The organism is Roseateles sp. AC306, assembly GCF_979253795.1.
In genome coordinates, this window is record NZ_CEEDEB010000003.1 from 472,114 (window position 1) to 495,318 (window position 23,205).

Annotated in this window: 26 protein-coding genes and 1 pseudogene; 8 read left to right on the top strand and 19 right to left on the bottom strand. The window is 69.3% G+C overall.

Translation table 11 applies throughout. The features are described from left to right. Positions 1-43 precede the first annotated feature (43 nt). Positions 44-1,852 carry an ABCB family ABC transporter ATP-binding protein/permease gene (locus AC0IZJ_RS10225; RefSeq protein ID WP_471849218.1) on the top strand — a complete coding sequence of 603 codons (1,809 nt, stop codon included), beginning with the start codon at positions 44-46 and terminating at the stop codon, positions 1,850-1,852. Between the two features lie 9 nt (positions 1,853-1,861). Here the strand turns inward: AC0IZJ_RS10225 and AC0IZJ_RS10230 are convergent, their stop codons facing one another. The 3 genes from AC0IZJ_RS10230 to AC0IZJ_RS10240 form a co-directional block, all read right to left on the bottom strand. Continuing rightward, positions 1,862-2,173, bottom strand: a complete 312-nt coding sequence (locus AC0IZJ_RS10230) for a hypothetical protein (RefSeq protein ID WP_471849220.1) — start codon at positions 2,171-2,173, stop codon at positions 1,862-1,864. Between the two features lie 63 nt (positions 2,174-2,236). Beyond that, positions 2,237-2,866 (bottom strand): UPF0149 family protein, encoded by a 630-nt coding sequence (locus AC0IZJ_RS10235; RefSeq protein WP_471849222.1) that lies wholly within the window; start codon positions 2,864-2,866, stop codon positions 2,237-2,239. 16 nt (positions 2,867-2,882) lie between these two features. After that, complete coding sequence (locus AC0IZJ_RS10240) at positions 2,883-3,122, bottom strand: hypothetical protein (protein ID WP_471849224.1); 240 nt, start codon at positions 3,120-3,122, stop codon at positions 2,883-2,885. A 66-nt stretch (positions 3,123-3,188) separates the two neighbouring features. Between AC0IZJ_RS10240 and AC0IZJ_RS10245 the strand changes: the two genes are divergently transcribed. Together AC0IZJ_RS10245 and AC0IZJ_RS10250 are read left to right on the top strand one after the other, a co-directional pair. Then, positions 3,189-4,034, top strand: coding sequence for a transposase (locus tag AC0IZJ_RS10245; RefSeq protein WP_471849226.1), 846 nt, complete (start codon positions 3,189-3,191; stop codon positions 4,032-4,034). Next, positions 4,031-4,864: an amidohydrolase gene (locus AC0IZJ_RS10250; protein ID WP_471849228.1), complete on the top strand. Its 834-nt coding sequence runs from the start codon at positions 4,031-4,033 to the stop codon at positions 4,862-4,864. Before AC0IZJ_RS10245 ends, AC0IZJ_RS10250 begins: the two co-directional genes overlap by 4 nt. Here AC0IZJ_RS10250 and AC0IZJ_RS10255 read toward each other — a convergent pair. Genes AC0IZJ_RS10255 through AC0IZJ_RS10270 form a run of 4 tightly spaced genes read right to left on the bottom strand, consistent with a single transcriptional unit; the run spans position 4,851 to position 8,087 of the window. Continuing rightward, a complete protein-coding gene (locus AC0IZJ_RS10255) occupies positions 4,851-5,588 on the bottom strand; it encodes a LytR/AlgR family response regulator transcription factor (protein WP_471849230.1) in 738 nt (245 codons plus the stop codon). The genes AC0IZJ_RS10250 and AC0IZJ_RS10255 overlap by 14 nt on opposite strands. Beyond that, a complete protein-coding gene (locus tag AC0IZJ_RS10260; protein WP_471849232.1) occupies positions 5,585-6,601 on the bottom strand; it encodes a LytS family sensor histidine kinase in 1,017 nt (338 codons plus the stop codon). Before AC0IZJ_RS10260 ends, AC0IZJ_RS10255 begins: the two co-directional genes overlap by 4 nt. After that, complete coding sequence (locus AC0IZJ_RS10265) at positions 6,592-7,680, bottom strand: sensor histidine kinase (RefSeq protein ID WP_471849234.1); 1,089 nt, start codon at positions 7,678-7,680, stop codon at positions 6,592-6,594. Before AC0IZJ_RS10265 ends, AC0IZJ_RS10260 begins: the two co-directional genes overlap by 10 nt. 8 nt (positions 7,681-7,688) lie before the next feature. Next, complete coding sequence (locus AC0IZJ_RS10270) at positions 7,689-8,087, bottom strand: energy transducer TonB (protein ID WP_471849236.1); 399 nt, start codon at positions 8,085-8,087, stop codon at positions 7,689-7,691. A gap of 178 nt (positions 8,088-8,265) precedes the next feature. Here AC0IZJ_RS10270 and AC0IZJ_RS10275 point away from each other — a divergent pair, with 178 nt between their 5' ends. After that, on the top strand, positions 8,266-8,718 hold the full coding sequence (locus AC0IZJ_RS10275; RefSeq protein WP_471849238.1) for a tetratricopeptide repeat protein: 453 nt from the start codon (positions 8,266-8,268) through the stop codon (positions 8,716-8,718). A gap of 69 nt (positions 8,719-8,787) precedes the next feature. Further along, the gene (locus tag AC0IZJ_RS10280) at positions 8,788-11,004 is read left to right on the top strand and encodes a penicillin-binding protein 1A (RefSeq protein WP_471849240.1); all 2,217 of its coding nucleotides are present in this window, start codon (positions 8,788-8,790) and stop codon (positions 11,002-11,004) included. Between the two features lie 7 nt (positions 11,005-11,011). Here AC0IZJ_RS10280 and AC0IZJ_RS10285 read toward each other — a convergent pair whose 3' ends face one another. Together AC0IZJ_RS10285 and AC0IZJ_RS10290 are read right to left on the bottom strand one after the other, a co-directional pair. After that, positions 11,012-11,482, bottom strand: coding sequence for a group II truncated hemoglobin (locus AC0IZJ_RS10285; protein ID WP_471849242.1), 471 nt, complete (start codon positions 11,480-11,482; stop codon positions 11,012-11,014). Positions 11,483-11,579: 97 nt separating this feature from the next. Further along, entirely contained in the window at positions 11,580-12,224 is a 645-nt protein-coding gene (locus tag AC0IZJ_RS10290) for a hypothetical protein (RefSeq protein WP_471849244.1), read from the bottom strand. A gap of 93 nt (positions 12,225-12,317) precedes the next feature. Between AC0IZJ_RS10290 and AC0IZJ_RS10295 the strand changes: the two genes are divergently transcribed. After that, positions 12,318-13,031: a hypothetical protein gene (locus tag AC0IZJ_RS10295; protein WP_471849245.1), complete on the top strand. Its 714-nt coding sequence runs from the start codon at positions 12,318-12,320 to the stop codon at positions 13,029-13,031. Here AC0IZJ_RS10295 and AC0IZJ_RS10300 read toward each other — a convergent pair. Together AC0IZJ_RS10300 and AC0IZJ_RS10305 are read right to left on the bottom strand one after the other, a co-directional pair. Beyond that, complete coding sequence (locus AC0IZJ_RS10300; protein ID WP_471849247.1) at positions 13,028-13,636, bottom strand: hypothetical protein; 609 nt, start codon at positions 13,634-13,636, stop codon at positions 13,028-13,030. The genes AC0IZJ_RS10295 and AC0IZJ_RS10300 overlap by 4 nt on opposite strands. Before the next feature lie 124 nt (positions 13,637-13,760). After that, a complete protein-coding gene (locus tag AC0IZJ_RS10305) occupies positions 13,761-14,291 on the bottom strand; it encodes an SRPBCC family protein (protein ID WP_471849249.1) in 531 nt (176 codons plus the stop codon). A gap of 83 nt (positions 14,292-14,374) precedes the next feature. On the opposite strand from AC0IZJ_RS10305, the gene AC0IZJ_RS10310 reads away from it, so the two are divergent. After that, positions 14,375-15,220, top strand: coding sequence for a phytanoyl-CoA dioxygenase family protein (locus AC0IZJ_RS10310; protein ID WP_471849251.1), 846 nt, complete (start codon positions 14,375-14,377; stop codon positions 15,218-15,220). Positions 15,221-15,368: 148 nt separating this feature from the next. Next, on the top strand, positions 15,369-16,508 hold the full coding sequence (locus AC0IZJ_RS10315) for a BON domain-containing protein (protein ID WP_471849252.1): 1,140 nt from the start codon (positions 15,369-15,371) through the stop codon (positions 16,506-16,508). A 64-nt stretch (positions 16,509-16,572) separates the two neighbouring features. Here the strand turns inward: AC0IZJ_RS10315 and AC0IZJ_RS10320 are convergent, their stop codons facing one another. From AC0IZJ_RS10320 to AC0IZJ_RS10355, 8 genes and pseudogenes are all read right to left on the bottom strand, one after another. Continuing rightward, entirely contained in the window at positions 16,573-16,992 is a 420-nt protein-coding gene (locus tag AC0IZJ_RS10320) for a hypothetical protein (RefSeq protein ID WP_471849254.1), read from the bottom strand. A 117-nt stretch (positions 16,993-17,109) separates the two neighbouring features. After that, entirely contained in the window at positions 17,110-18,489 is a 1,380-nt protein-coding gene (glmU, locus tag AC0IZJ_RS10325; RefSeq protein ID WP_471849256.1) for a bifunctional UDP-N-acetylglucosamine diphosphorylase/glucosamine-1-phosphate N-acetyltransferase GlmU, read from the bottom strand. 62 nt (positions 18,490-18,551) lie between these two features. Next, positions 18,552-19,178 carry a DUF4136 domain-containing protein gene (locus AC0IZJ_RS10330; RefSeq protein ID WP_471849258.1) on the bottom strand — a complete coding sequence of 209 codons (627 nt, stop codon included), beginning with the start codon at positions 19,176-19,178 and terminating at the stop codon, positions 18,552-18,554. 82 nt (positions 19,179-19,260) lie between these two features. Further along, positions 19,261-20,265, bottom strand: coding sequence for a glycosyl hydrolase family 18 protein (locus AC0IZJ_RS10335; protein ID WP_471849260.1), 1,005 nt, complete (start codon positions 20,263-20,265; stop codon positions 19,261-19,263). Positions 20,266-20,381: 116 nt separating this feature from the next. Beyond that, positions 20,382-21,296 (bottom strand): tRNA 2-thiocytidine(32) synthetase TtcA, encoded by a 915-nt coding sequence (gene ttcA, locus AC0IZJ_RS10340; protein ID WP_471849262.1) that lies wholly within the window; start codon positions 21,294-21,296, stop codon positions 20,382-20,384. A gap of 6 nt (positions 21,297-21,302) precedes the next feature. Then, a complete protein-coding gene (locus AC0IZJ_RS10345; RefSeq protein WP_471849325.1) occupies positions 21,303-21,686 on the bottom strand; it encodes a dihydroneopterin aldolase in 384 nt (127 codons plus the stop codon). 321 nt (positions 21,687-22,007) lie between these two features. Continuing rightward, positions 22,008-22,550 (bottom strand): annotated as a pseudogene (locus tag AC0IZJ_RS10350) (FAD-dependent oxidoreductase); the annotation flags it as partial. A gap of 42 nt (positions 22,551-22,592) precedes the next feature. Further along, positions 22,593-23,204, bottom strand: a complete 612-nt coding sequence (locus AC0IZJ_RS10355) for a protein-methionine-sulfoxide reductase heme-binding subunit MsrQ (protein WP_471849264.1) — start codon at positions 23,202-23,204, stop codon at positions 22,593-22,595. Between the last annotated feature and the right edge of the window lies 1 nt (position 23,205).

Sequence of the window (23,205 nt, forward strand, 5' to 3'; positions counted from 1 at the left end):
ACTTGGGAGAATCCGGCAGCCATTCTCGGCGCTCCCCGACTCCATGCGATCCACTCCCCGCGCGCCCAGCCTGCCTTCCGCACCCGATGCGCCCACCGTGCGGGGCGACTGGGGCACCATCGCCCGCCTGCTGCCTTACCTCTGGCGCTACCGCTGGCGCGTCGGCCTGGCGCTGGCCTTCATGGTGGGCGCCAAGGTCAGCAATGTCGGCGTGCCGCTGCTGCTGAAGACGCTCATCGACAACCTGGACCTCAAGCCCGGCCAGCCGCAGGCGCTGCTGGTCGTGCCGCTGGGCTTGCTGGTGGCCTATGGCGCGCTGCGACTGTCGACGTCGCTGTTCACCGAGTTGCGCGAGCTGATCTTCGCCAAGGCGACCGAGGGCACGGCGCGCAGCATCTCGCTGCAGGTGTTCCGTCATCTGCACGACCTGTCCCTGCGCTTCCACCTGGAGCGCCAGACCGGCGGCATGACGCGCGACATCGAGCGCGGCACGCGCGCCGTCCACTCGCTGATCAGCTATTCCCTCTACAGCATCGTGCCGACGCTGATCGAGGTCGTGCTGGTGCTGACGTTGCTGGGCGTCAAGTTCGACGTCTGGTTTGCGGGCATCACCGTCGCGGCGCTGGCCGTCTACATCGCCTTCACCGTCGTCGTCACCGAGTGGCGCACCAAGTTCCGCAAGACGCTCAACGAGCTGGACTCGGTGGCCCACAGCCGCGCCATCGACTCGCTGCTGAACTACGAGACGGTCAAGTACTTCAACAACGAGGGCTTCGAGGCGACGCGCTACGACGAGAGCCTGGAGAACCTGCGCCGCGCCCAGCTCAAATCACAGCGGACGCTGTCCATGCTCAACACCGGCCAGCAGCTCATCATCGCCACGGCGCTGGTGCTGATGCTGTGGCGGGCCACGCAGGGCGTGGTGGATGGCCGCATGAGCCTGGGCGACCTGGTCATGGTCAACGCCTTCATGATCCAGCTCTACATCCCGCTGAACTTCCTCGGCGTCATCTACCGCGAGATCAAGCAGGCGACCACTGACATCGAGAAGCTGTTCGGGCTGCTCGACCGCGACCGTGAGGTGGCCGACGCGCCCGATGCGTCCGAGCTGCAGGTGAACGGCGCCAGCGTCGTGTTCGACGACGTGCGCTTTGCCTACGACCCGGCACGGCCGATCCTGCACGGCGTCAGCTTCGAGATCCCGGCGGGCAAGAAGGTGGCCGTCGTCGGCCCCAGCGGTTCGGGCAAGAGCACGCTGGCGCGGCTGCTGTACCGCTTCTACGACGTCAACGGCGGCCAGATCCGCATCGACGGCCAGGACATCCGCGCGGTGACGCAGTCCAGCCTGCGCAAGTCCATCGGCATCGTGCCGCAGGACACCGTGCTCTTCAACGACACGGTGGCCTACAACATCGCCTATGGCCGGCCCGGTGCGGGCAAGGAGGACGTGGAGGCCGCCGCGCGTGCCGCCCACATCCACGGCTTCATCAGCGCCACGCCGCTGGGCTACGACACCATGGTCGGCGAGCGCGGCCTGAAGCTGTCGGGCGGCGAAAAGCAGCGCGTGGCCATCGCCCGCACGCTGCTGAAGAACCCGCCGATCCTCATCTTTGATGAGGCCACGTCAGCGCTGGACTCCACCAACGAGCGCGCCATCCAGGCCGAGCTGGAGGCCGTGGGGCAGGACAAGACCGTGCTCGTCATTGCCCACCGGCTGTCGACGGTCGTGGACGCGCACGAGATCCTGGTGCTGGAGCAGGGCCGCATCATCGAGCGCGGCCGGCACGACACGCTGCTGGCCCGGGGCGGACGCTACGCGGAAATGTGGAAGCTCCAGCAGTCCGGAGACTAGTGGGGCTTCTTAGTGGGGCTTCTTGGGCTTGTCGAAGCTCTTGGGCCGGTAGACGTTGCCATCCCATTCGCCGTCGGGCTTGTCGCGCGAAGACGACTCCCGCGCACGACGGATGGCGCGTTCCGCCTCCAGCGCGGCGGCGCGGGTCTGGCGCTGGCGGCGGCGCCAGCCCGTGGCGCGGTCGATCTGCGCCCGCACCCAGTCGCCCAGCCCGGCCAGTGCCGCGTCCACCCGGCTGCGCGCCCGGTAGGGCAGGGCCATGTGCACGGCGAGCGCGATGCAAGTGGCGAGGCCGAGGGCTGCGAGCACGGTGTGAAGCATGGGCCGAGTTTGAACCAAAGCGGCGGCGGCAGCCACCTGTGATGAGGGGATAAAACCCCTTGCTTACGTTTTCTGTAGCGTCGCCCACAGCGCCAGCATGGCGTCAGGAATGGTCCGGCTCGCTTCGTCGCGCGCCACGGCGCTCGCGTCGGCCAGCGGACCGTCCTCAGCGCCCAGGGCGGCCAGGGGCGCCAGCAGCGGGCCCGTCTCGGCGCCGTCGAACAGCGGCTCCCAGGCCTCGGGCGCCAGGTTCACGGCGATCAGGAAGCCGGCGGCCCAGTCCTCGGCATCGGCGTACTCGACAGCTTCTTCCTCTTCCTCCGTCTCGCTCTCGCTTTCTGCAAAGCTGAAGATCGGCTCCCAGGCCTTGGGGTGATTCGTCCAGGCATGGGCGATGGATTGCAGATGGCGCAGCACCAGCAGGGTGACCTTCTTGCGCTGCTTGCCGCTGACGAAGGGCGCGGGGTCGACCTCGCCGTCACCGCCCCAGACGACCGGCAGCCAGGCCTCGCCGGGCACGTCGGCCAGCTGGCGGCCGGGCGTCAGCAGCAGGCCGGCCAGGTAGCCGTCCAGCGCTTCTATGTTCAAGGCGCCTTCGGTGGGCAGGATGGACAGCAGCTCGTCGAGGTCGTTCAGCTCGTCGTCGGACAGCGGGCGGTTGTCGGAGGCCGGGTTGTATTGGGGGTATGTCATGGGCGTTTTCTGGAGTTCAGCCGGGGCGGCCGTGGCGGCTCTTGGGTTTCTTGCTGTCGATGTCGGCGAACTGCGCCTTCAGCAGCGCCATCAGCACGCGCGCGTTCGCTTCTGTCATGACGATGAAGCTGCTGGGTTCGATGCCGTCCACCGGCGTCTTGGCCGTGACCAGCGCGTCCACCTTGAACATGAGCTGGCCGTACTGGTTGGTGGACGCGGCCTTGAACTTCTGGATTTCGATTTGGTGAGTTTTCATATGGCGAGGCGATGGCCGGCAGACCGCCATCTTGCCATTCCAGGCGCTCCGCCTTAAGGTCCGCGCATGGCTCGGCCCGCTCGACTCGAGATTGCCGGCGCGGTCTACCTGATCGGCGCCCACTGCCCTTTCGAGAGCGGCCGGCCTGCTTTTGCCGACGACCTGGACCGTGCCGAGATGCGCGCGCTGTTCGCTCAGGCCCTGCACCGTTTCGATGCCCAGGCCCTGGCCTATGCGCTGTTGCCCGATCACTACGACCTGCTGCTGTTCACGCGGCGCGCCAATCTGTCGGCGCTGATGCGGCACATCAATGGCGTCTACACCCAGCACCGCCAGCGCCGCGACGGCTTCAGCGGGCCGCTATTTCAGGGGCGTTTCCACGCCGTGCTGGTGGACCGGGAGCGCCATCTGCTGGACGCCTGCCGCTGGGTCGACCTCGGCCCCGTGCGTGAAGGCCTGGCGCGTGGGGCGGCCGGCTGGTCGGGTTCGAGCTTCCGTGCCCTGGCCGGCCTGGAGGCGGCGCCGGAGTGGCTGGACGTGGACGGCCTGCACAGCCACCTGCTCAAGCGCCCCGCCGTCACGCCGGCCCAGCACCGGCTGGCGGGCGATCGCTATGCGCGCCTCGTCGCTTCCGAGCCCGGCTTGCAGCTGTGGCCGGGCCGGCTGCGGGAACAGATCTTCCTCGGCGACGCCGACTTTGCCCGCCGCATGCGCGCGGTGGCCGTGGCGCCCAAGCGCGTGGCGCGCACGAGCTGGGCCGAGTGGCTCAAGCGCGCTTCTGGCATCCGCGAGCAGGCCTTGTGGCTCGCTCATACCGAGGGCGGCGTGGCGATGACCGACTTGGCGGCGCAATTGGGGTTGTCGGTATCTCGCATCAGTCGCCTCATCTCCGCAGCGGAGAAAGCCGTTTGAAACGCCGTGCGCTGCTGCTGGCCGGCCTGCCGTTTGCGGCGCAGGCCGCCGACTACGCCGGTCCCATCTTCGACGCCCACCTGCATTACAACGACGACGCGCAGCAGCCGCACCCGCCGGCCGACGTGCTGGCGCGCATGGGAAGGGCTGGCGTGCGCGGCGCGCTGGTCAACAGCCGGCCGAATGACGGCACGTTGCGGCTGGTGGCCGAACCTGGCGCGCAATGGGTGCCCTTCGTGCGGCTCTACCGCAACCGGGCCGACTACAGCGGCTGGTTCGCCGACGACAGCATTCGGCGCATGGTGCTGGACCTGCTCGCCAAGGGTAGTCCGGCCGGGCCGTTCCGCGGCCTGGGCGAATTCCATCTCTACGACAGCGCCAACGCGGATGGGCCAACGGCCATCGCCTTGATGAAACTGGCCCGCGAGCGCAGCCTGACGGTCCTGGCGCATGTGGATGACGTGGCCGTCGACAAGCTGCTGGGCCACGCACCCGGCGCGTCGCTGATCTGGGCGCACACGGGCATCTCCGGCGAGCCGGTGGCGCGTGTGCGCGAGTTGTTCGCCAAGCATGCGGGTCTGCGCGGCGAGCTGTCGTACCGGCCGGGGCTGACGTTCGATGGCCGCATCACGCCGGAATGGCGGGCGCTGTTCGCCAGCCATGCCAATCGCTTCCTGATCGGCTCGGACACCTGGGTGACGCAGCGCTGGCAGCACTACGAAGGGCTGTTCGCCGACTATCGCAATTGGCTTGGCCAACTGCCCGCTGAAGTCGCGCAGCGCATCGCCTGGGGCAACGCCACCGAACTCTTCCAGCTCAAAGCTGCTTGAACCGATGCGCATAGGCCGGGCTGACCTCCAGCGTCTCCGGCCGGTTCTTCAGCGCGATGCTGAGCTTGCCGCTCAGTGAGCGAGCCACCGACTTGATCGCATGCGCGTTGACGATGGTCGAGCGGTGCACCTGCCAGAAGTGCTCGCCGTCCAGCCGGGTGACGAGTTCCTTCAGCGGCACCGAGATCAGCGCCTCGCTGTCGGCCGTGACGACGGCGACGTATTTGTGGTCGGCGCGGAAATAGGCGACGTCCTCGACGGTGATGAGCTGCAGCTCGTGGCCGCGCTGCACGGTGATCCAGCGCAGCGGCTCAGCGGTCGCTGGTGTGGTGCGCGCGGTCAGGCCGCCCAGGTCGGCGGGCGGCTGGGTCAGGCGCTCCTTCAGGCGCAGCAGCGTCTTGGCCATGCGCACCGGGTCCAGCGGTTTCAGCAGATAGCCGACGGCGCCTTCGTCGAAGGCCTGCACCGCGTAGCGCTCGTGGGCCGTGATGAAGACGACATGGGCGCGCCGGCCGATGAGCTGGGCGACTTCCAGGCCCGACAGGCCCGGCATCTGCACGTCCAGGAAGCAGACGACCGGCGCCAGCTGCTCCACCTGACGCAGCGCCTCGTGGCCGTCGCGCGCCATGCCGACGACCTGCGCCTCGGGCCACTGGCGCAGCAACTCCTCGCGGATCTCGGCGGCGAGCAGGGCTTCGTCTTCGGCGATGAGGATGCGGGTCATGGCGTGGGCCAGGTCAACTTGAACATCGGCAATTCTTCAGCCAGCAATTCCAGCCGTGCGCCGTCGCCATGCACCGCGCGCAGACGCTGGGCCAGCTCGACCACTGGCACGCGCCCGGCGGTGCGGCGGGTGCGCTCCGCATCGGGCCCCAGCGCCTGCAGCCGCAGCTCGGCCGCGCCGGCGCCGGCGTGCAGGGACAGGCTCCACAGCGTCGTGCCCTCGTCCAGCAGCGGACGCACCAGCGGCAGCAGCACCATGGGTGCCAACGGCCAGTCGGGTGGCTCGGCCAGGCCGGCCAGGTGCAGGCGCTCGGTGTGCTGCGCGTCGGCGCTGACGAGCTGCGCATAGGCGCGCAACGCGGCGATCTCGCGGTCCAGCGTCGACACCTCGGCCTCGACGTGCGGCTGCAGGGCGCGCAGCAGTTCGATCAGCGCCGCCAGCCTTGCCTGGGCGCGCAGCGGCTCGCTCAGCAGTTCTTCGTCGATGGCGGCCAGGCGGTCCGACAGCAGTGCCGGGTCCACGCGCGCCTGCAGCGCCAGCAGCTGCGTGGCCGCGAGCTGGCGTTCGCGCAGTGCTGCGGCGCCCTGCAGCGTGGCCAGCCGCGCCTGGGCGCGCTCCGAGAAGCGCAGCTGCACGTAGACGGCCACCCCCAGGCCATGCCAGATCAGCGTCGTGCTGGCCAGCGCGAAGTCGTTCTCCCACGTCCACCAGTCGGCCTTGCCGAGCAGCGGATACAGGTGCGGCGCGATGACCCAGATGCCGCCGACGACCGTGAGCGCCACGACGCCGATGTAGGCCGGCCAGGCCGGCAGCCGGCCGGTGTCAACGAGGGCGTCCGCCAGGCGCAGCAGCAGCACGGCCGGAACACCGAACTGGATGATGTTGTAGACCAGGGCATTCAGCACCTCGCGGGCATTCATGGCATTGCTGAGCGGCGTGCCGTTGGCCACCAGCGTCGCGGCGCCGACGAGCAGCATCCAGCCGGCGTCACCGGCCCTGAACGTCAAGGCCACGGCAGCTGCACGCGGGCGATGAGGCCGCGTGGTTGGTTCAGATGGAGGCTGAGTCGTGCGCCCTCACCGTGGGCCGCCGCCAGGCGTGCGCGCAGCGTGGCCAGGCCGGTGCCGCTGCCGCTGCCGCTGCCCATGCCGGCGCCGGTGTCGGCCACCTCCAGGCGCAGCATGCCCGGCTCGTCGGGGTCGGGCCCGGCGCGCACGCAGATCTCGCCGCCGTCGACCTGCGGCGCAATGCCGTGCTTGATGGCGTTCTCGGCCAGCGTCAGCAGGCAGGTGGACGGCACGATCACGGCCTCCAGCCCCGGCGCGATCTCAAAGCGCAGCTTCAGCCGCTCCGGGCCGATGCGGCGCTGGTGCAGGGCCAGGAAGGCGCTGACGAGCTCCAGCTCGCGGGCCAGCGGCGCCTCGGCCTGGCGCAGCTCGGGCAGGGCGGCGGCGAGGTAGCGGCGCAGGTCGCTCAGCATCGCCTGCGCGGCCGTGGCGTCGGTGCGGGCCAGGCGGCGCAGATGGGCGAGCGTGTTGAACAGGAAATGCGGTTCCACCTGGGCCTGCAGCAGCGCGGCGCGGGCAGCGTCGAGCTGCCGGGCCTGGGCCTGCTCGGCGCGCATCAGCGATGCGGCGGCGGCCTCGCCGTGGTGGCCGCGGCGTCGGTACTCCAGGCCCAGGCAGACGCAGCTCGCAAAGGTCAGCAGCACCTGCAGCGTGTAGGCGGTGAGACGGCCGTCGGGCGCCCCCACGGCATGGATGACACCGTTCAACAGCGCGAACAGCAGCGTCAGCCCGCCGATCTGCAGCGCCAGCCCCCAGCGGCGTGCCGGCCCCGCGCCTGGCAGCCAGCGCTGCGTCAGCGCCGCGCCCAGCCACAGCCCCCACAGCAGGAAGGCCAGGCCCAGGCCACCGCCCAGGCCCACGTCGGCGTGGCAGCTGCCTTCGTCACCGTCCTGCGCCGGCCACAGCCCGCAGCGCACCGCACCTGGCAGCAGCAGCGCCAGGGCCAGCAGGGCGCTCAACGCGGCGGCGGCGAGCTGGGCGCGCCAGCGCAACAGGGGGACACGGTCGGTGGGGACGGGGGGCATGGGAGCGGTCAGCGCGGCGTGGTCTCTGGCGTGAGCGCCGGCGTGGGTGTGTTCGCCTGGGCGAGGGTGGCGGAGGCCGCCGCCGCAACGGCGCGCGCCGCGGGGTCGGCGAAGCGGATGTTAAGGATGTAGCGCTGCGGCGTGCCGGCGCGGCACTCCAGGGTGTCCATGGCGATGCGCACCGGCGTCAGGTAGGCGCGCGAGCCTTTCAGGCCGACGACCTGGGTGCGGCCGTTGGCACCGACCTCGAATTCCACGCGCACCTCGCCCTCCAAGCCGACGCGCTGCCTGGCGCTGGCCAGGTATTCGACGAGATGCTCGCTGGCCTCCGGGCAGGTGGCGGGGGTCGCTGGGTTGGCGAACGCCGGCGCGGTGGCGAGCAGCAGCAGGGGCAGGATGGCTTTCATGGGGATCTCCTCGTGGCTGGAATGGCGCAAAGTTAGAGGCCGCCGGCCGCCGGGTCAGCCGTTGCCGGACGAAGCGCGGGATTCGTCCGACAAAGCGCACGCCCGGGGCGACGGCAAAAACGCGCGCTGACTTTCCTCATGGGGCCTAAGCTCCTGAGTCACCCAACGAGGAGACCCCATGCGCCTGCTTGCCGCCTTGATCGCCCTGCTGCTGGCCACGCCTGCCAGCGCCGCCGACATGAACCCGGCTGCCGACAGCAAGGTCGCTGCTGCCGACCCGCTGGCCACGCCGCGCGGGCTCATCGCGGCCAAGGACTGGCCCGGCGCGCTGGCCGCACTGCGCGCCCAGCCCCAGGCCGGCAACGCCGACTGGCACAACCTGCTGGGCTACACGCTGCGCAAGCAGAAGCCGCCACAATTCAGCGAAGCCGAGGCCGAGTATCTGCAGGCGCTGCGCATAGACCCTGGACACCGTGGCGCCAACGAATATCTCGGCGAGCTGTATGTGATGAAGGGCGAGCTGCCCAAGGCACGCGAACGCCTCGCGGTGCTGGACAAGCTCTGCCCCAGTGGCTGCGAGGAGCGTGCCGACCTGCAGCGCGCCATCGCCGCAGCCGGCAAGTCACCCTGATCCGGCAGTTGCCCGCCGGGTAACGGCTTGCGACTTTCTGAGGCGTGAGTCGCCCCTACGATGCGCGCCATGCTCAAGTTCTTCGTCCAACGCCCGTGGCTGGGTGCGCTTGTCGGCTTGCCGCTGGCGGTCCTGCTGCTGGGTGCCATCGTCGCGGCCATCGTCTGGGTGCAGCTGCCGGCGCTCGACACGCTGACCGACTACCAGCCCCACCAGCCGCTGCGCGTGATGAGCGCCGATGGCCAGCTGATCGGTGAGTTCGGCGCCGAGCGCCGCCGCTTCGTGCCGCTCAAGGACATCCCCAAGCCCATGCAGGACGCGCTGCTGGCCGTGGAGGACGCCGACTTCTGGCACCACGCCGGCATCGACTACAGCGGCATCGCGCGTGCCTTCGTCCGCAACCTGACGCACAGCGGCCCGCTGCATGGCGCGTCCACCATCACGCAGCAGCTTGCGCGCGACACCTACCTCACCAAGGAGCAGCGCTGGACGCGCAAGGTCGTCGAGGGGCTGCTGGCCATCAAGATCGAGCGCGCGCTGGGCAAGGAGCAGATCCTGGAGATCTACATGAACCAGATCTACCTCGGCAACCGCGCCTACGGCTTCGCGGCGGCGGCCGAGCGCTACTACGGCAAGACGCTGGACAAGCTGGACACGGCCGAGATGGCCCTCCTGATCGGCCTGCCCAAGGACCCGAACCGCCTCAACCCCGCCATCTATCCCGAGCGCGCCAAGCGCCGCCGGGCTGTCGTGCTGGAGCGGCTGGCAGCCGTGGGCCTGGTGACGCCCGAGCAGGCCAAGTCGGCGCGCGAGGAGTCGCTCAGCATCCAGCGCCCACGCCGCCTTGCCGGTGTGGCCGACCACGCCGCCGAGCAGGTGCGCCAGGAGATGCTGACCCGCTTCGGCGAAGAGGCCTACACGCGTGGCCTCACGGTGACGACGACGCTGCTCTACGCCGAGCAGTCTGCGGCCCAGGAGGCGCTGCGCCACGCGCTGTTCGAGCTGGAGCGCCGCCAGCCCTTCCGCGGCCCCCAGGCCACCGTCGATCTGCCCGAAGGCGAGGGCCTGGACGACGCGCTGGACGCTGCCTTCGACGCCCACCCCGACCTCGGCGAGCTGCGCACGGCCGTGCTGCTGGAGCAGGACAAGAACGCCGCCAGGCTCGTGCTGGCGGATGGTGAAGCCATCACTCTCAAGGGCGCGGCGCTGCGGCCGCTGCAGGGGCTGAAGCGCGGTGCCGTCGTGCGCGTACTGGAGTCAGGCAAGCAGTGGCTGCTCAGCCAGACGCCGCAGGCCGAGGGCGCCGTCGTCACGCTGGACCCGGCCACCGGCGCCATCCGCGCGCTGGTGGGCGGCTTCGACTTCACGCGCAACCAGTTCAACTCCGCCACCCAGGCCTTCCGCCAGCCGGGCTCGGCCTTCAAGCCCTTCGTCTACTCGGCGCTCATCGAGCAGGGCGGCTGGGCCGGCACGCTGGTCAGCGACGAACCGATCACCGTGGGCGACTGGTCGCCGCGCAACTACGACGGCCAGTACGAGGAGGCGCTGACGCTGCGCCAGGGCCTGGCCCGCTCCAAAAACATGGTCACCATCCGCCTGGCCCAGGCCATGGGCCCGCAACGCGTGCGCGGCTGGGCCGGCAAGTTCGGCCTGGACGAGCAACGCCAGCCGCTGAACCTGACCATCGCCCTGGGCACCGGCGAGGTCACCCCGCTGCAGATGGCGCAGGCCTATGCCACCTTTGCCAACGCGGGGCAGATGCCTACGGGCTGGCTGATCCAGCGCGTCCAGGACGCCCAGGGCGAGACCATCTGGCAGGCCGACCCGCCCAAGCCCCGGCAGGCCATCAGCGCGCGCAATGCGTTCATGACCTCGCAGCTGCTTGCCGCCGTCACGCGCGAGGGCACCGGCGCGCGCGCCAGTTCCATCCTGGGCCGCTGGGACCTGTACGGCAAGACCGGCACCACCAACGACGCCATCGACGCCTGGTTCTGCGGTTTCCAGGCCGCGCGCGCCGGCGCGGTGTGGATCGGCTATCCGAAGCCCAAGTCCCTCGGCGAGCGCGAGACCGGCGGCGGCCTGGCCCTGCCCGTCTGGGCCGCAACGATGGCCGTGGCGCTCAAGGGCCAGCCGAATACGCAGTTGGCGCCACCCACCGATGGCCTGGTGCAGCAGGACGGCAACTGGTTCTACAGCGAGTACGCCGGCGACATGGCCATCGCCCGCATCGGCCTTGCAGCGCCGGCCCCGCCGGACGAAGCGGCGTCCGAGCCTCAGTTGCCCTGAGCCGAGGTCAGCCGGTGTACGGCCCCTTCACCTCGCCCCAGCCCCACTTCGGCATCGGCGCATCGGCGTTCACCTCCGCGCCGGCCTGCGAGTTGATGACGGCCAGGCGCGAGCCCCATTCCAGATAGCCGACCAGCGCGGAGCGGAACTCCGGGTCGTCGGGCATGCCGAGCTTGTCGGCCGTATCCAGCAGCAAGGCGACCCAGGCGCGGCGCTGCTCCTGGCCCAGGTGCCGGTTGAGATGCTGTCGGATCATGTGCGGGTGGCCGCCGTGCTGGGCGGAGTAGCTGGCCGGCCCGCCCAGCACCTCGGCGAGGAAGGCGGCGACATGGGCCGGATGCTCGCCGCTCATGTGGGCAAAGACGGGCGTGAGCAGCGCGTCGTCCTTGACGCGCGCGTAGAAGCGATCGGTCAGCCGCTCAAGCGCGGGGAGGCCGCCGAGCCAGTCGTAGAGCGTGGGGACAGCAGCGTCGGTCATGGCTTGGGCTCAAGTGGTGACGTGGCGGAAATGATGTCGGCGGCAGCAATGGCAAGGCCAGGGTCGGTCAGTGTTTGCCCGCAGTCGGCCCCAGCGCTCATGCCGGCCTTGCCAGTTGCCAGGCCCGGCGGACCAGGCCGCGCAGCAGCCATGACAGGCCGGCGATGACGCCACCGATCAAAGTCGGGATCACGGCGCCAAAGGTCAAGCTCATGCCGAGCACGAAGCCCAGCAGGCTTTCCGGCCGGTGCGCGGGCAGCAGCAACGCGAGCAGCAGCAGGCCGAAGAAGATCGCCTCGGTCAGCGCCTGCAGCTTGAGATGGAAAGCGAGCGACAGCGTGGCGCCCAGCAGCAGCGGCAATGCGAAGCCGAGCACCACGGGCAGCCAGCCGCGCGCCGCCGTGCCCGGGCGCGGCAACCTGCCCCCGGCCCAGGCTGCCAGCGCCGGCACGACCAGCAGGCCCCAGGCATTGGAGATGGCGGGCATGGCGCCGCTTTGCATCAGGTGGTGGCTGAGGATGCCGCCATGCAGGGCCTCCCAGGCGAGGTGCAAGGCCTCGGTTAGCAGAGCCAGGGCCATGAGGATGAGGCGCGAAGTGGAAGCGCTGGGCATGAAGGTGGACGCCGTAGAGGAAGTTGGCAGCTTGCCGACGCCTGCGCTCGGCAGCGACGGGGCTGCGACCGGTGGCAGTTTCGGGCCGATCAGCCGCAGCGCCGTTCGACGGCCGGTGTGGCGGTTCACCAAAGCTACGCCGGGTAACAGTTGTCGGCGGCTGCCGGCGGTGGCTGCCTCTAGAGTCGGTGCATTCGCCACGACCTCGCAACGCCCTTGCCCATGCCCATCTCCCGCTCTGCTTCACTCGCTGCTGCCTCGTCTGTGTTGCTCGCCTTCCTGTCCGGCTGTGCTTCCGTGCGCCAGGGCGAAGCGCCCGCAGGGCGAGAAGCGCGCATGGCCCAGGCACCGTCGGTGGCCGGCGTGGCGGAAGAGAGCTTTGGCAAACCGGCGTGGGGCCGCCAGGGCGAGTTCAGGCTCAGCGGCCAGCGCGTGCATTTCGAGCGCGGCGCCGACAAGATCGCCCTGTTCGAACCTCTGCCTACCAATGTGCGTGCGCCACTGCGCTTCGGCTGGGCCGGACCGGCGGGCGAGAGCACGACAGTCTGCGAGAGCTGGACGCCCGAGGCGACAGCCAACAGCCGCCTGACCGGCAGCAAACCCTGGGTGCTCAGTTGCCGCTGGGGCAGCGCGCCCGCCGCCATGCTGCAGATCGGCGAGGGCCAGATGCGTCGCGGCAAGCTCAGCCGCGAGGGCGCTTACCGCCGTGGCGAGCTGACGCTGGGACTGCGCTCGGCGCATCTGCTCGAAGGCAGCGCGCAACCGCAGACTGCGGCCGTCGGCTACGAGATGCTGCACCAGGGCACGGTCGTCGGCAGCCTCGACCTCAGCGGGGCCGTGCCGCGCCTGCGCCGCCCCGACCCGGCCACGCCAGTGGGCCGCGCCGTCACCGAGGCCGCGTTGGCTCTGGCCCTGGTTTGGGAGCCGGGCAGCTAGCTGCGCTTGCGCGCCGGCACGGCCGCCAAGGCGATGAAGGCGGCCAGCACCAGCGGCAGACTGCCGGGCAGAGGCAGCTGCTGTTCGACGATGAAGCCATCGAGGTACATCACGCCCACCGACGAAGTCATCAGGAAGTTCAATTCGGTGCTCACCGTTTCACCAGGGTTCAGTGCACCGATGCGGAAGGCGGCGACGCTGTCGCTGGCAACGACGCCGAATATCGGGTTCAGTGCGGCGAGATTGGCGTTGGTGTCGAGTAGCGCGATGAAGCGGTCATCGTTGTCCGCTTCGCCGACCAGGTTGCCTTGGCGAAATACTCCGGCTGCGTTGTCCCATTGCATGGCGTCTCCCGCCGCCGAGCCGCCGGCCCATTGCCGGGTCACGACGAAGAACAGCGTGCCGGTCGTGAAGGCGTTGTTGTTGGTCCAGTCGATCGGCGTGACCCAACGCGAGGTGCCATTGCCGAGGTCGGTGATGAAGGGGCCGCCCGTTTGGTTCAGGCTGATGCCCGAGATCGTCTCGTAGGGCGCGGCCAGCAGGAGTGACGGCGTGAGCAGCAGCGCAGCCAGCAAGAGCCGTGCGCGTTGGAGCAGGGAGATCATGTGCGCTTCCTTTGCGTCAGTGCATTGAGACTGCGCGACGTTGCGCCGATGGCGCTCCCGGGTCAATCCATGACTGCGCGCGGTGGCCCCCCGTCCCCAGGGGGCGCGCGCCAGCGGTTGAGGATCAGCCCTTTTCCGCCAGCGCCTTCAGGTTGGCCAGGCCCGCGGCGAAGTCCGGCCCCACCATCTTGTCCATGAACAGTCCCATCCAGCGGTAGACCGGGTTGGCGCCCATGTCGCCGTCCATGGTCCAGGTGACCTGGGTAGCACCGCCATTCGCATCCAGGCGGAACGCACCGGTCGACGTGGTGCCGAAGTCGGGGAAGAAGAGCTCGTAGCCCAGGCGGCTGGGCGCATCGGCGGTGGTGAAGGTCATGCGGCCATCGCCCTGGCTCTTGCTCTTCCAGGCCCAGACGGCGCCGGCGCCCGAGGCGGGCCCGCTGTACTCGATCGCCATGGCCGGGTCGCGCTGGTTCCAGACGCTCCATGCTTTCCAGCCGCGCGGGTCGGCGATGAGGGCGTAGATCTTCTCGGGCGCGGCGTTGACGACGACCGTGCGCGACACGCTGAACCTGGGCGACAGCAGCAACCCGCCGCCGACGAGGAGGGCCAGCAGCACGACGATGGCGATCAGCAGGATCTTCAGCGCTTTCATGGCGGCTCTCCAGGGGGGGTGTGCGCGGGACTGTGGGCGTGCCTCGGCGGCCACACAATCCGCACAACTCCTCGAGCATCCTCATGACTGTTGACGCAGCGCGCTACGCCGAACAAGGCTTCCTGGTCATCCCCGGCTTCAAGGCCGCTGCCGACATCGCTGCGCTGCGCGCCCGCGCCCTGGAGATCGTCGACGCCTTCGACCCCGGAGAGCAGCGCCCCGTCTTCACGACCGAGGAACAGCAGCGCCATGTGGACGACTACTTCCTCGACAGCGGCAGCCAGGTGCGATGCTTTTTCGAGGAAGAGGCCTTCGACGCGGATGGCCGGCTGCGCGTCGACAAGGCGTTGGCCATCAACAAGATCGGCCATGCGATGCACGACCTGGACCCGGTGTTCAGCGCGTTTTCCAAGGGCGATGCGTTGCGCGGTGTCGCAGCCGGGCTGGGCCTGGCCCGGCCTCAGGTCTGGCAGAGCATGTTCATCTTCAAGCAGCCCGGCATTGGCGGCGAGGTGCGCTGGCACCAGGACGCCAGTTTCTTCGAGAGCGACCCGCTCACCGTGACGACCTTCTGGTTCGCGCTGGAAGACGCGACCCTTCAGAACGGCTGCCTGTGGACCGAGCCCGGCGGCCACCGCGGCGCGCGCGGCGTGCTGCGCGAGCGCTTCGTGCGCGACGGCCGCCAGGCCTGGATGGAATCTGTCGACCCCACGCCCTGGCCAGCCGCCGATTCGCGCGAGGCCATCCCGCTTGAGGTCGAGGCCGGCTCGCTGGTCGTCTTCCACGGCCTGCTGCCGCATTACTCCGCTGCCAACCGCTCCGAGAAATCGCGCCATGCCTTCACGCTGCATGTGACCGATGCGAGCAGCCGCTACTCGCCACGCAACTGGCTCCAGCGTGACGACACGTTGCCGGTGCGCGGTTTCTAGCCCTGTCGCTCACAGGCCTCACAACTGCACACGCTCCCAGCCCTCTGTCCTACAAGGAGAGGGCCCTTGCACCGGCAGGGCGCAAGGCTCGGCGCACGCAAAGTTGGCTTCACCGCAAACGTCGACGACACGACGACAGGAGGCCAAGATGAAATTCCCCAAATCAATTCACGCCGAAGGTTGGGCTGATCACATTGACTCGACGCCGGGCGACCTGTCCGACACCCACAAGCCCGCGGCTTCCCACGCCGGCTTGCCCATGCGTGGTGCCAAGCTCCCTGCGAGCGCCCTTCGCATGAATTCGCGGGAAGTCTCGCCCCCGCTGTCGACCACGCCACCGGTCACGCCAAGGATGGCCACGGCAGACGTACGGCCGCAGCACCGCGCCACCGCGCTGCCGCCGCAGCGCCAAAGCCAGCTGAGCTGGATGATTGCTGCCGGTGCCGGTGCCGCCGTCATCGCTGCAGTGGCCGTGTGGTCGCTGAACCGGCCGTCCGAAGCGCCGGTCACGCCGGCTGTCATCAGCAGCGCCGAGCCGCCGACCCAGGTGGCCGCTGTGACGCCCGAACCCCCGCCCGCGGCTGACCGCGACGAGGCAATCGCTCCTGCACCTGCAACGACTCCGGCAGCTGCCGAGCCGGTACCGGCCCGGCCAGCCCCATCGTTGACTACGGTGAAGCCGGCCGCAGAGGCCCGCCCGGTCGCCCAGGCGCCTGTGCCGGCCCCGCGTCCGGACTTGGTGTTGCGTGCCAATCCGCGCAGCGCGGCGCTTGAGCCGCTGCCCAGCCAGCAGGCGCCGACGACGGTTGCCACCGCGCCGGTCGAGCCGCAGCCGGTGATCCAGCCGGGCACTGCGCCGCTGACGATGCCGCCCACGGCTGCCGGCCCGACCTCGGTGACGCCGCCGGCCACCACTGCGGGCACTGTTCCGGTGACGCCGCCGCTGGCCTCGGCAGTGCCGGCCACGCCTCCTGCTGAGATTTCGACCTCGCCAGGCACGCCGCCACTGGCCCAGGCCCCTGTCCAGGCGCCTCAGCCCGCCCCTGAAGACGTGGGCATCACGGTGCAGGTGCGCACCGCCCTGGCATCGGACTCGACGTTGGCCGCCGTGCCCATCGCCGTCAGCACCGATCATGGCGTCGTGAAGCTCGAAGGCCAGGCGCCCGATGCCCCGACCCGCGAGCGCGCCACGGTCGTCGCCTCGTCCGCTGCCGGTGTCAAGGCCGTCGACAACCGGTTGACGCTGCCCCCGGCACCGCTGGTCAGCCAGGCGCCGAGCGGCCTCTGATTCGGTCAGCCTTGTAACGACAAAGGCGCCTTGCGAGGCGCCTTTTTCTATTGGAGAAGAGCGGTCAGTGGCAGAACTGGCTGCGCGCCGGTGCCAGTTCGGCGTCGATCAGCGCTTCTTCCGTCACGTCGCGTGCGGCTTCGAGCTGCAGGCAGAGTTCGGTGATGCCGTCATCGCGGCCACCCACCACTTCAGGCAGCGGCGCGGCGGCGATGTCGGTGGGCAGGTCGGCCAGTGCGCCGATCAGCTGGAACAGCAGTTCCAGGCTGGCTTCGCCGTCCTGCGGCAGGTCGCGCGCGGCGCCTAGGCTGCGGGCCAGATACCAGCAGGCTTCGGCCGCGTTGTCGCAGGCCTGGGCCTTCAATTCCAGCGCGCGGTTCCGGGCATCCGCTTCATCACGGGCCTGGACCGCTTCGAACGCACCCAGGTCAACCGGGACGGCATCGTCAAGCGAGAGCGCTGCAAAGTCGAGTTCGTGGGCCATGGTGCTACGGTGTTCGTGAGGCAGGGCCATCCTAACGGCGGGTCGGTGCGGCGAGCGCCCCCTCACCTCGGGCGCCGTGACGCAATCCCCGGAACTAAGTCACGACGACATGGCTATTCAACGCTTCTTGGCCGGGCGCGTCCAGCCGCTGAGCGCGACCTGTTTGCCACGCGCCACCGCGAGGTTGCCGGATTCGACGTCCTTGGTGATGGTCGAGCCGCCGCCGATCGTGGCGCCGTTGCCCAGCGTGACCGGGGCCACGAGCACGCAGTTGGAGCCCACGTGCACGTCATCGCCAATCGTCGTGCGGTGCTTGTTGGCGCCGTCGTAGTTGGCCGTGATGGAGCCGGCGCCGAAGTTGACGCGTTCGCCCACCGTTGCGTCGCCGAGGTAGGCCAAGTGGTTGGCCTTGGCGCCGTTGGCCAGCGTGGCGTTCTTGACCTCGACGAAGTTGCCGATGTGCACTCCCTGGCCCAGCTGCGCGCCCGGGCGCAGGCGGGCGAATGGGCCGATCAGCGAGCCCTCGCCGACGCTGGCGCCCAGCGCCTCGCCGTCGATGTGCGTGAACTCATGGATGCGTGCGCCGGCCGCGATGGTGACATTGCGGATGACGCAGTTGGCGCCGATGCGCACGCCGTCGCCCAGTTCGACATGACCTTCGAACACGCAGTTCACGTCGATCTCGACATCCTGTCCATGCGTCAGCGTGCCGCGCAGGTCGAAGCGGGCGGGGTCGGCCAGGCGCACGCCGGCGCGCATCAGGCTTTCGGCCTGCTGGGCCTGGAAGGCGCGCTCCAGTTGTGCGAGCTGCACGGGGTCGTTGACACCCAGCACCTCCGTCTCGCTGCCGGCCTTGATGCCCAGCACGGGCAGGCCCTCGGCCACGGCCATGGCCACGATGTCGGTCAGGTAGAACTCGCCCTGCGCGTTGTCGTTGTTGAGCTGGCCGACCCAGCGCTTGAGCGCGCCGGTGGGCGCGGCCATCATGCCGCTGTAGCCTTCGCGGATGAGGCGCTGGGCGGGCGTGGCGTCCTTGTGCTCGACGATGGCGAGCACGCCGCCGTCGTCCTGGTCGCGCACGATGCGGCCGTAGCCGGTCGGGTCGGCCAAGTCCACCGTCAGCAGCACCAGCGCGTGGCCGGCGCAGGCTTCGATGAGGGCTTTCGCGGTGGCGGTCGCGATCAGCGGCACGTCGCCGTTGAGGATGAGGGTGGTGCCCTCACCAGCCAGCACGGGCACGACCTGCTGGATGGCGTGGCCGGTGCCGAGCTGGGGCATCTGGCGCACGAAGGAGATGCCTTCCGCGGCAACAGCCGCCTCGACCCGATCGGCGCCGTGCCCGGTGATGACGATGCGCGCCTCGGCGGCCAGCGGCTCGCCGCTCTTCAGCACATGGGCCAGCAGCGAGCGGCCAGCAAGCTTGTGCAACACCTTGGGCGTTGCGGACTTCATGCGCGTGCCCTTGCCCGCCGCCATGATCACGATATTGAGCGCCATGCCTGCCTTGCGACTGCGTTTTACGAAGTCGCGATTATGGGCAGGCAGGACGGCTGTTCTGCCTATCGGATGGCCTGCACCGCGACGCGGTGTGATTTCGGGTTGACGTTGGGGAACTCGGCCAGCGCGGCATCGAACAGCGGCGTCAGCACGGCGTCACCTGAGGAGATGCCCTCGTTGCTGGCATGCGTCTCATACAAGGCTTCGCCGCTGACGCGGTCGCGCAGCAGCACGGCCACGGCGCGGTCATAGCGGCGGTCGAAGAACGGGTCCTGGCGCCAGCCCCATGGGCCAGCACCAACATAGCCGTAGCGCGGCGACAGCAAACGGCCGCGCCAGCGCCACCACAGCGGGTCGTCCCAGGGCACGGGGTCGTAGGCGGTGACGCGGGCGCCCAGCGTGACGAGGACGTCGGCGCTCTTGAGATCGGCAGCCGGCTTGAAGCCGGCCTTCTCCAGCGCGGCCTTGGCGGCTTCTTCCAGTGCGGTCTGGCGCTTCGTGGCCTCGTCGTTCTGCTGCTGCGAGGGCAGGCGGTCGAAGGCGAAGGTGCCGGGCTTGCGGCCGGCCGGCCAGCTGCCGTAGCTGGAAACGTCGGCACCGACGGTGTACGGGCCGGCGCAGCCGGTGATGGCCAGCGTGGCGGCAGCGGCCAGGCTGGTCAGGACCAGCCGACGGGTGGGAGTGAACATGCGAGCCTCCTGGATATGCGGGCTTGTGCCGCTGATCTTGAGTCGGCGAGTTTGCCGCAGTGTGTGTGGGTGCATCCAAATGTCACTTGATGGCCTCGCACTTCGCCGGTGAGAGGTGGCCGTTGATGGCAGCGAGCAGGCTGTTGCGCGAATCGGCGGTGGTATCCATCGTCAGCTCGAAGAACATCACGCCGGCCAGGCCTTCGTCGACGATGTGCCGGGCTTTGCGTGCCGCGAGCTCGGGTGTTTCGAAGAAGGTGTTGTCCGGCGCGCGCGGCGGCAGGTCGCGGTAGGCCACGTCCCTGACCTCGCGGTTGCTGCCGGCCACGAACTCCTTCCCGTAGAAGGGGATGCCCGCAATGATCTTGCCGGGCTGAAAACCCCTGTCGACGAGAAATTGCACGCTCTGTTTGAAGGTGCCGAAGTCGGCGTGGTGGCCGACCGTGGATTCGTCCCAGCGGCCGGTGAAGTCGAAGGACATCAGCGCGACAAAGTCGACGTGGGCTTGCAGCTCGGCGAGGTACTGCTCGCCCATCCAGTGGCCGGCGAAGACCGAGGCGGTCAGCTGGACGCCCGGCGGCAAGGTGCGGCGGAGGTCGGCCAGCAACTTCACCAGCAGGCGGCTCTCGACAGGGTCATTGCCGCCTTGCTTTTTGACAGCCTGCTGCGTCCAGTATTCCCAGTCGATGTCGATGCCGTCCAGTTCATGGCGAGCGACATAGTTGCGTACAGCGGCCGTGAAGCGGCTGAGGCGCTCGGGTGATTCGGCGATGCGTTGGAAGGCGTCGCCATAGCCCTGGGCACCGCCGATTGAGACGATGACGCGTTTGCCGTTTCGGTGAGCATCCCGAACGACGGGCTCGACGAGGCCGTCCAGAGCGCGCGTGTCCAGCCCGCCGTCGGCCGTGGGCAGCGCAAAGACGAGGGCCAGATGCGTGATGCGCTGCCAGGGGATCTGCGCCGGTGGCAGCACCTGCTGCTTCCAGCTCGGGTAGACGGCGACGATGGGCATGCACTGCGTCTGCACGCGGTGTTGGGTGCAGCCAGCAAGGACGGCGAGCAGCAGCAGGCCAAGAAGAGCGCGCATGGGTGTCCCGAGAATGAAAACGGCGCGCAGTCTAGGGACGGCGCGCCGAGTGCAATGTGGGCGGGTGACGGGCCGCAGCCCGGAGGTCATGAGCTACATCGATGGGCGACGGAAGTTCAGTCGCGGGTCAGGCGCACGACGTTGGCCGTCGGCGTCGAGCAGCTCTCGTCATCGTCGAAGGCGATGTCGCCGTCCGGCTCCGCCTTGCCGGTCGCGCGCATGGTCTCGAACGGGAACAGCTTCTTGTCCATCAAGTGCGACGGCACGACGTTGCCCATGGCCGTGAAGATGTTGTCGATGCGGCCCGGGTAGCGCTTCTCCCACTCATTGATCATGGCCTTGACCTGCACGCGCTGCAGGTTCTCCTGGCTGCCGCAGAGGTTGCACGGAATGATGGGGAACTCGCGGTGCTCGGCCCAGCGGGCGAGGTCGGGCTCCTTCACGTAGGCCAGCGGGCGAATGATGACGTTCCTGCCGTCGTCGCTGACCAGCTTGGCCGGCATGCCCTTCATGCGGCTGCCGAAGAACATGTTCAGGAACAGCGTCGTGACCATGTCGTCGCGGTGGTGGCCCAGCGCGATCTTGGTGGCGCCCAGCTCGCCGGCCACGCGGTAGAGGATGCCGCGGCGCAGGCGCGAACACAGCGAACACGTCGTCTTGCCCTCGGGGATGAGGCGCTTGACGATGGAGTAGGTGTCCTGCGTCTCGATGTGGAAGTCGACACCGCGCGAACGCAGGTAGTTGGGCAGCACCTCCTCGGGGAAGCCGGGCTGCTTCTGGTCGAGGTTGACGGCCACCAGGCTGAACTTGATCGGGGCGCGCTGCTGCATGTTGAGCAGGATGTCGAGCATCGCGTAGCTGTCCTTGCCGCCGGACAGGCAGACCATGACCTTGTCGCCGTCTTCGATCATGTTGAAGTCGGTCACGGCCTGGCCCACCTGGCGGTGCAGGCGTTTGGACAGCTTGTTGATCTCGTAGGCCGCCTTCTTGTCGGCGGCAGCTTGTTCGGCGAAATCTAATACTTCAGACATGTGGACTCACCATGCACCCAGTTCGGTGCTGATTGCGACTTCGCAGTCGGGAAAGATTTCGAGCTTGGTCAGCTTCAGGCGCACGCCGACGACGCCGGGCAGGCTCATCAGGCGGTTGCAGAGCTTGCCCAGCAGGGCTTCGACGAGGTCGGTGTGCTCGGCGGTGCACTCATCGATGATGGCGGCGCGCACGCGGCGGTAGTCGAGCACGTGGCCGATGTCGGCGTCGCGGGCGACGACCGGCATCGCGCCCAGGTTGACGTCGGCGTCGACCTGGATGGGTTGCGGGCCGGTGCGCTCGAAGTCGAGCACGCCGAGGTTCGCGCGAAAGCGCAGGCCCTGCAGGTGGATGACCTGGCGGTTGTTGTAGCGCTGCGGCGCGGCGGCCACCTGCGGGCGCAGCGCCAGCTCGATCTGCTTGGCGGCCTGCACGCCGTCGGCCAGCGCCGTCTGCACGCAGGGGTGCCAGCGGCGGCTGGCGTCGCCCGCGACAAAGGCGCGCTGGCGCGAGGCTTCGTCCAGCAAGGCGAAGGCCGAGGGCTCGGGCTCGAAGCCCAGCAGTGCCGCGACGAAGTCGAAACGCTCGGCGCCGACGGTGACACCAGCCTCGTCGGGCAGCAGCGCCTCGGGCAGCTGCGTCGCCAGCCGCAGCGTGATGCGCGGGTGGGCGGCGGCGCGCTCAGCGAGATGGATCTGCGCGCGCCAACTGCCGCGCGCCCACAGCGTCACGTCATGGCCACGGTCGGCCAGGAAGAGGGCGTTCTCGGCTGCGTTGTCGCCGGCGCCAAGCAGCAGACCGCGGCCGGCGGGCAGGGTCTCGCGTCGGGTCGTCAACTGGGCCGCGTCCAGCACGCGCGGGTGCGGCACGGCGAAATAGCGCGCCGGACGCAACAGCCGCAGGCCGGTGGCGACGAGCAGCGCGCGGGCCTGCACATGCTCGCCGGTGGCGAGCTGCAGCGTCCAGCTGCCGGCCGCATGGCGTGCCGACTCAGCTCGGGTGCCCAGGCGCAACGTCAGGCCGGGCGTGGCCTGGGCCTGGGCGGCGTAATGCTCGCCCAAGGCGGCCAGGTGGGCGGCGGGCTCGCCCAGCACCCAGTCCTGCGCGAAGTTGAGGCCGGCCAGCGCGGCGCACAGCCGGGTTTCACGCTCGACGAGCAGCGACGTCATGCCCATCTGGCCCAGCCAGGACGCGGCGCTGCAGCCGGCGGGGCCGCCGCCGAGGATGGCTACGTCGATGGAGAGGGGGCTGGGCATGGGCGCGGCTGGGGGCAAAGCCGCGAATTATCCCAGCCGAGGTCAATTCCTGCGGATTCGCTTCCAGACTCGCCAGCCCAGCAACACCGCCAGGAGGGCGCCGTAGATCGCCGGCTCGGCGAAGTTGTTCTTGCCGGCACGCATCCAGATGAAGTGCAGCAGCGCAATCACAGAGACCGCGTAGACCAGCTTGTGCAACGCCTGCCAACGTTTGGCGCCAAGCTTCTTGATGGCTTTGTTGAAGCTGGTGGCCGCGAGCGGCAGCATCAGCGCCCAGGCCGTGAAGCCCATCAGGATGAACGGCCGCTTGACGATGTCGGCGGCGATGACGTCCAGCTCCAACCCTTGATCCAGCCAGCCATAGGCCAGCAGGTGCAACGACGCATAGAAGAAGGTGAACACGCCGAGCATGCGGCGAAAGCGCGCCAGCGCGGCCAGGCCCGTCAACTCGCGCAGCGGCGTGATGGTGAGCGTCAGCCACAGGCCGCGCAGCGTCCAGTCGCCCAGGGAGCGGATCAGCGCCTCGGCCGGGTTGGCGCCGAGTCGGTTGGCGAAGGCCGCGTAGACCAGCCAGGCCAGCGGCGCCAGGCAGAGCACGAAGAGCAGCGGCTTGGCGGCACGGCTCAGCAGCGCCGTCGACAGCAGCTTCTTCATC

Coding starts and splice junctions, on each gene's coding strand:
- AC0IZJ_RS10275 (WP_471849238.1), top strand. CDS start 8,266: ATGCGCCTGCTTGCCGCCTTGATCGCCCTGCTGCTGGCCACGCCTGCC.
- AC0IZJ_RS10225 (WP_471849218.1), top strand. CDS start 44: ATGCGATCCACTCCCCGCGCGCCCAGCCTGCCTTCCGCACCCGATGCG.
- AC0IZJ_RS10305 (WP_471849249.1), bottom strand. CDS start 14,291: ATGAAAGCGCTGAAGATCCTGCTGATCGCCATCGTCGTGCTGCTGGCC.
- AC0IZJ_RS10310 (WP_471849251.1), top strand. CDS start 14,375: ATGACTGTTGACGCAGCGCGCTACGCCGAACAAGGCTTCCTGGTCATC.
- AC0IZJ_RS10355 (WP_471849264.1), bottom strand. CDS start 23,204: ATGAAGAAGCTGCTGTCGACGGCGCTGCTGAGCCGTGCCGCCAAGCCG.
- glmU (WP_471849256.1), bottom strand. CDS start 18,489: ATGGCGCTCAATATCGTGATCATGGCGGCGGGCAAGGGCACGCGCATG.
- AC0IZJ_RS10295 (WP_471849245.1), top strand. CDS start 12,318: ATGCCCATCTCCCGCTCTGCTTCACTCGCTGCTGCCTCGTCTGTGTTG.
- AC0IZJ_RS10240 (WP_471849224.1), bottom strand. CDS start 3,122: ATGAAAACTCACCAAATCGAAATCCAGAAGTTCAAGGCCGCGTCCACC.
- AC0IZJ_RS10285 (WP_471849242.1), bottom strand. CDS start 11,482: ATGACCGACGCTGCTGTCCCCACGCTCTACGACTGGCTCGGCGGCCTC.
- AC0IZJ_RS10335 (WP_471849260.1), bottom strand. CDS start 20,265: ATGCGCGCTCTTCTTGGCCTGCTGCTGCTCGCCGTCCTTGCTGGCTGC.
- AC0IZJ_RS10230 (WP_471849220.1), bottom strand. CDS start 2,173: ATGCTTCACACCGTGCTCGCAGCCCTCGGCCTCGCCACTTGCATCGCG.
- AC0IZJ_RS10330 (WP_471849258.1), bottom strand. CDS start 19,178: ATGTTCACTCCCACCCGTCGGCTGGTCCTGACCAGCCTGGCCGCTGCC.
- AC0IZJ_RS10280 (WP_471849240.1), top strand. CDS start 8,788: ATGCTCAAGTTCTTCGTCCAACGCCCGTGGCTGGGTGCGCTTGTCGGC.
- AC0IZJ_RS10315 (WP_471849252.1), top strand. CDS start 15,369: ATGAAATTCCCCAAATCAATTCACGCCGAAGGTTGGGCTGATCACATT.
- AC0IZJ_RS10320 (WP_471849254.1), bottom strand. CDS start 16,992: ATGGCCCACGAACTCGACTTTGCAGCGCTCTCGCTTGACGATGCCGTC.
- AC0IZJ_RS10270 (WP_471849236.1), bottom strand. CDS start 8,087: ATGAAAGCCATCCTGCCCCTGCTGCTGCTCGCCACCGCGCCGGCGTTC.
- AC0IZJ_RS10235 (WP_471849222.1), bottom strand. CDS start 2,866: ATGACATACCCCCAATACAACCCGGCCTCCGACAACCGCCCGCTGTCC.
- AC0IZJ_RS10300 (WP_471849247.1), bottom strand. CDS start 13,636: ATGATCTCCCTGCTCCAACGCGCACGGCTCTTGCTGGCTGCGCTGCTG.
- AC0IZJ_RS10265 (WP_471849234.1), bottom strand. CDS start 7,680: ATGCCCCCCGTCCCCACCGACCGTGTCCCCCTGTTGCGCTGGCGCGCC.
- AC0IZJ_RS10255 (WP_471849230.1), bottom strand. CDS start 5,588: ATGACCCGCATCCTCATCGCCGAAGACGAAGCCCTGCTCGCCGCCGAG.
- AC0IZJ_RS10245 (WP_471849226.1), top strand. CDS start 3,189: ATGGCTCGGCCCGCTCGACTCGAGATTGCCGGCGCGGTCTACCTGATC.
- ttcA (WP_471849262.1), bottom strand. CDS start 21,296: ATGTCTGAAGTATTAGATTTCGCCGAACAAGCTGCCGCCGACAAGAAG.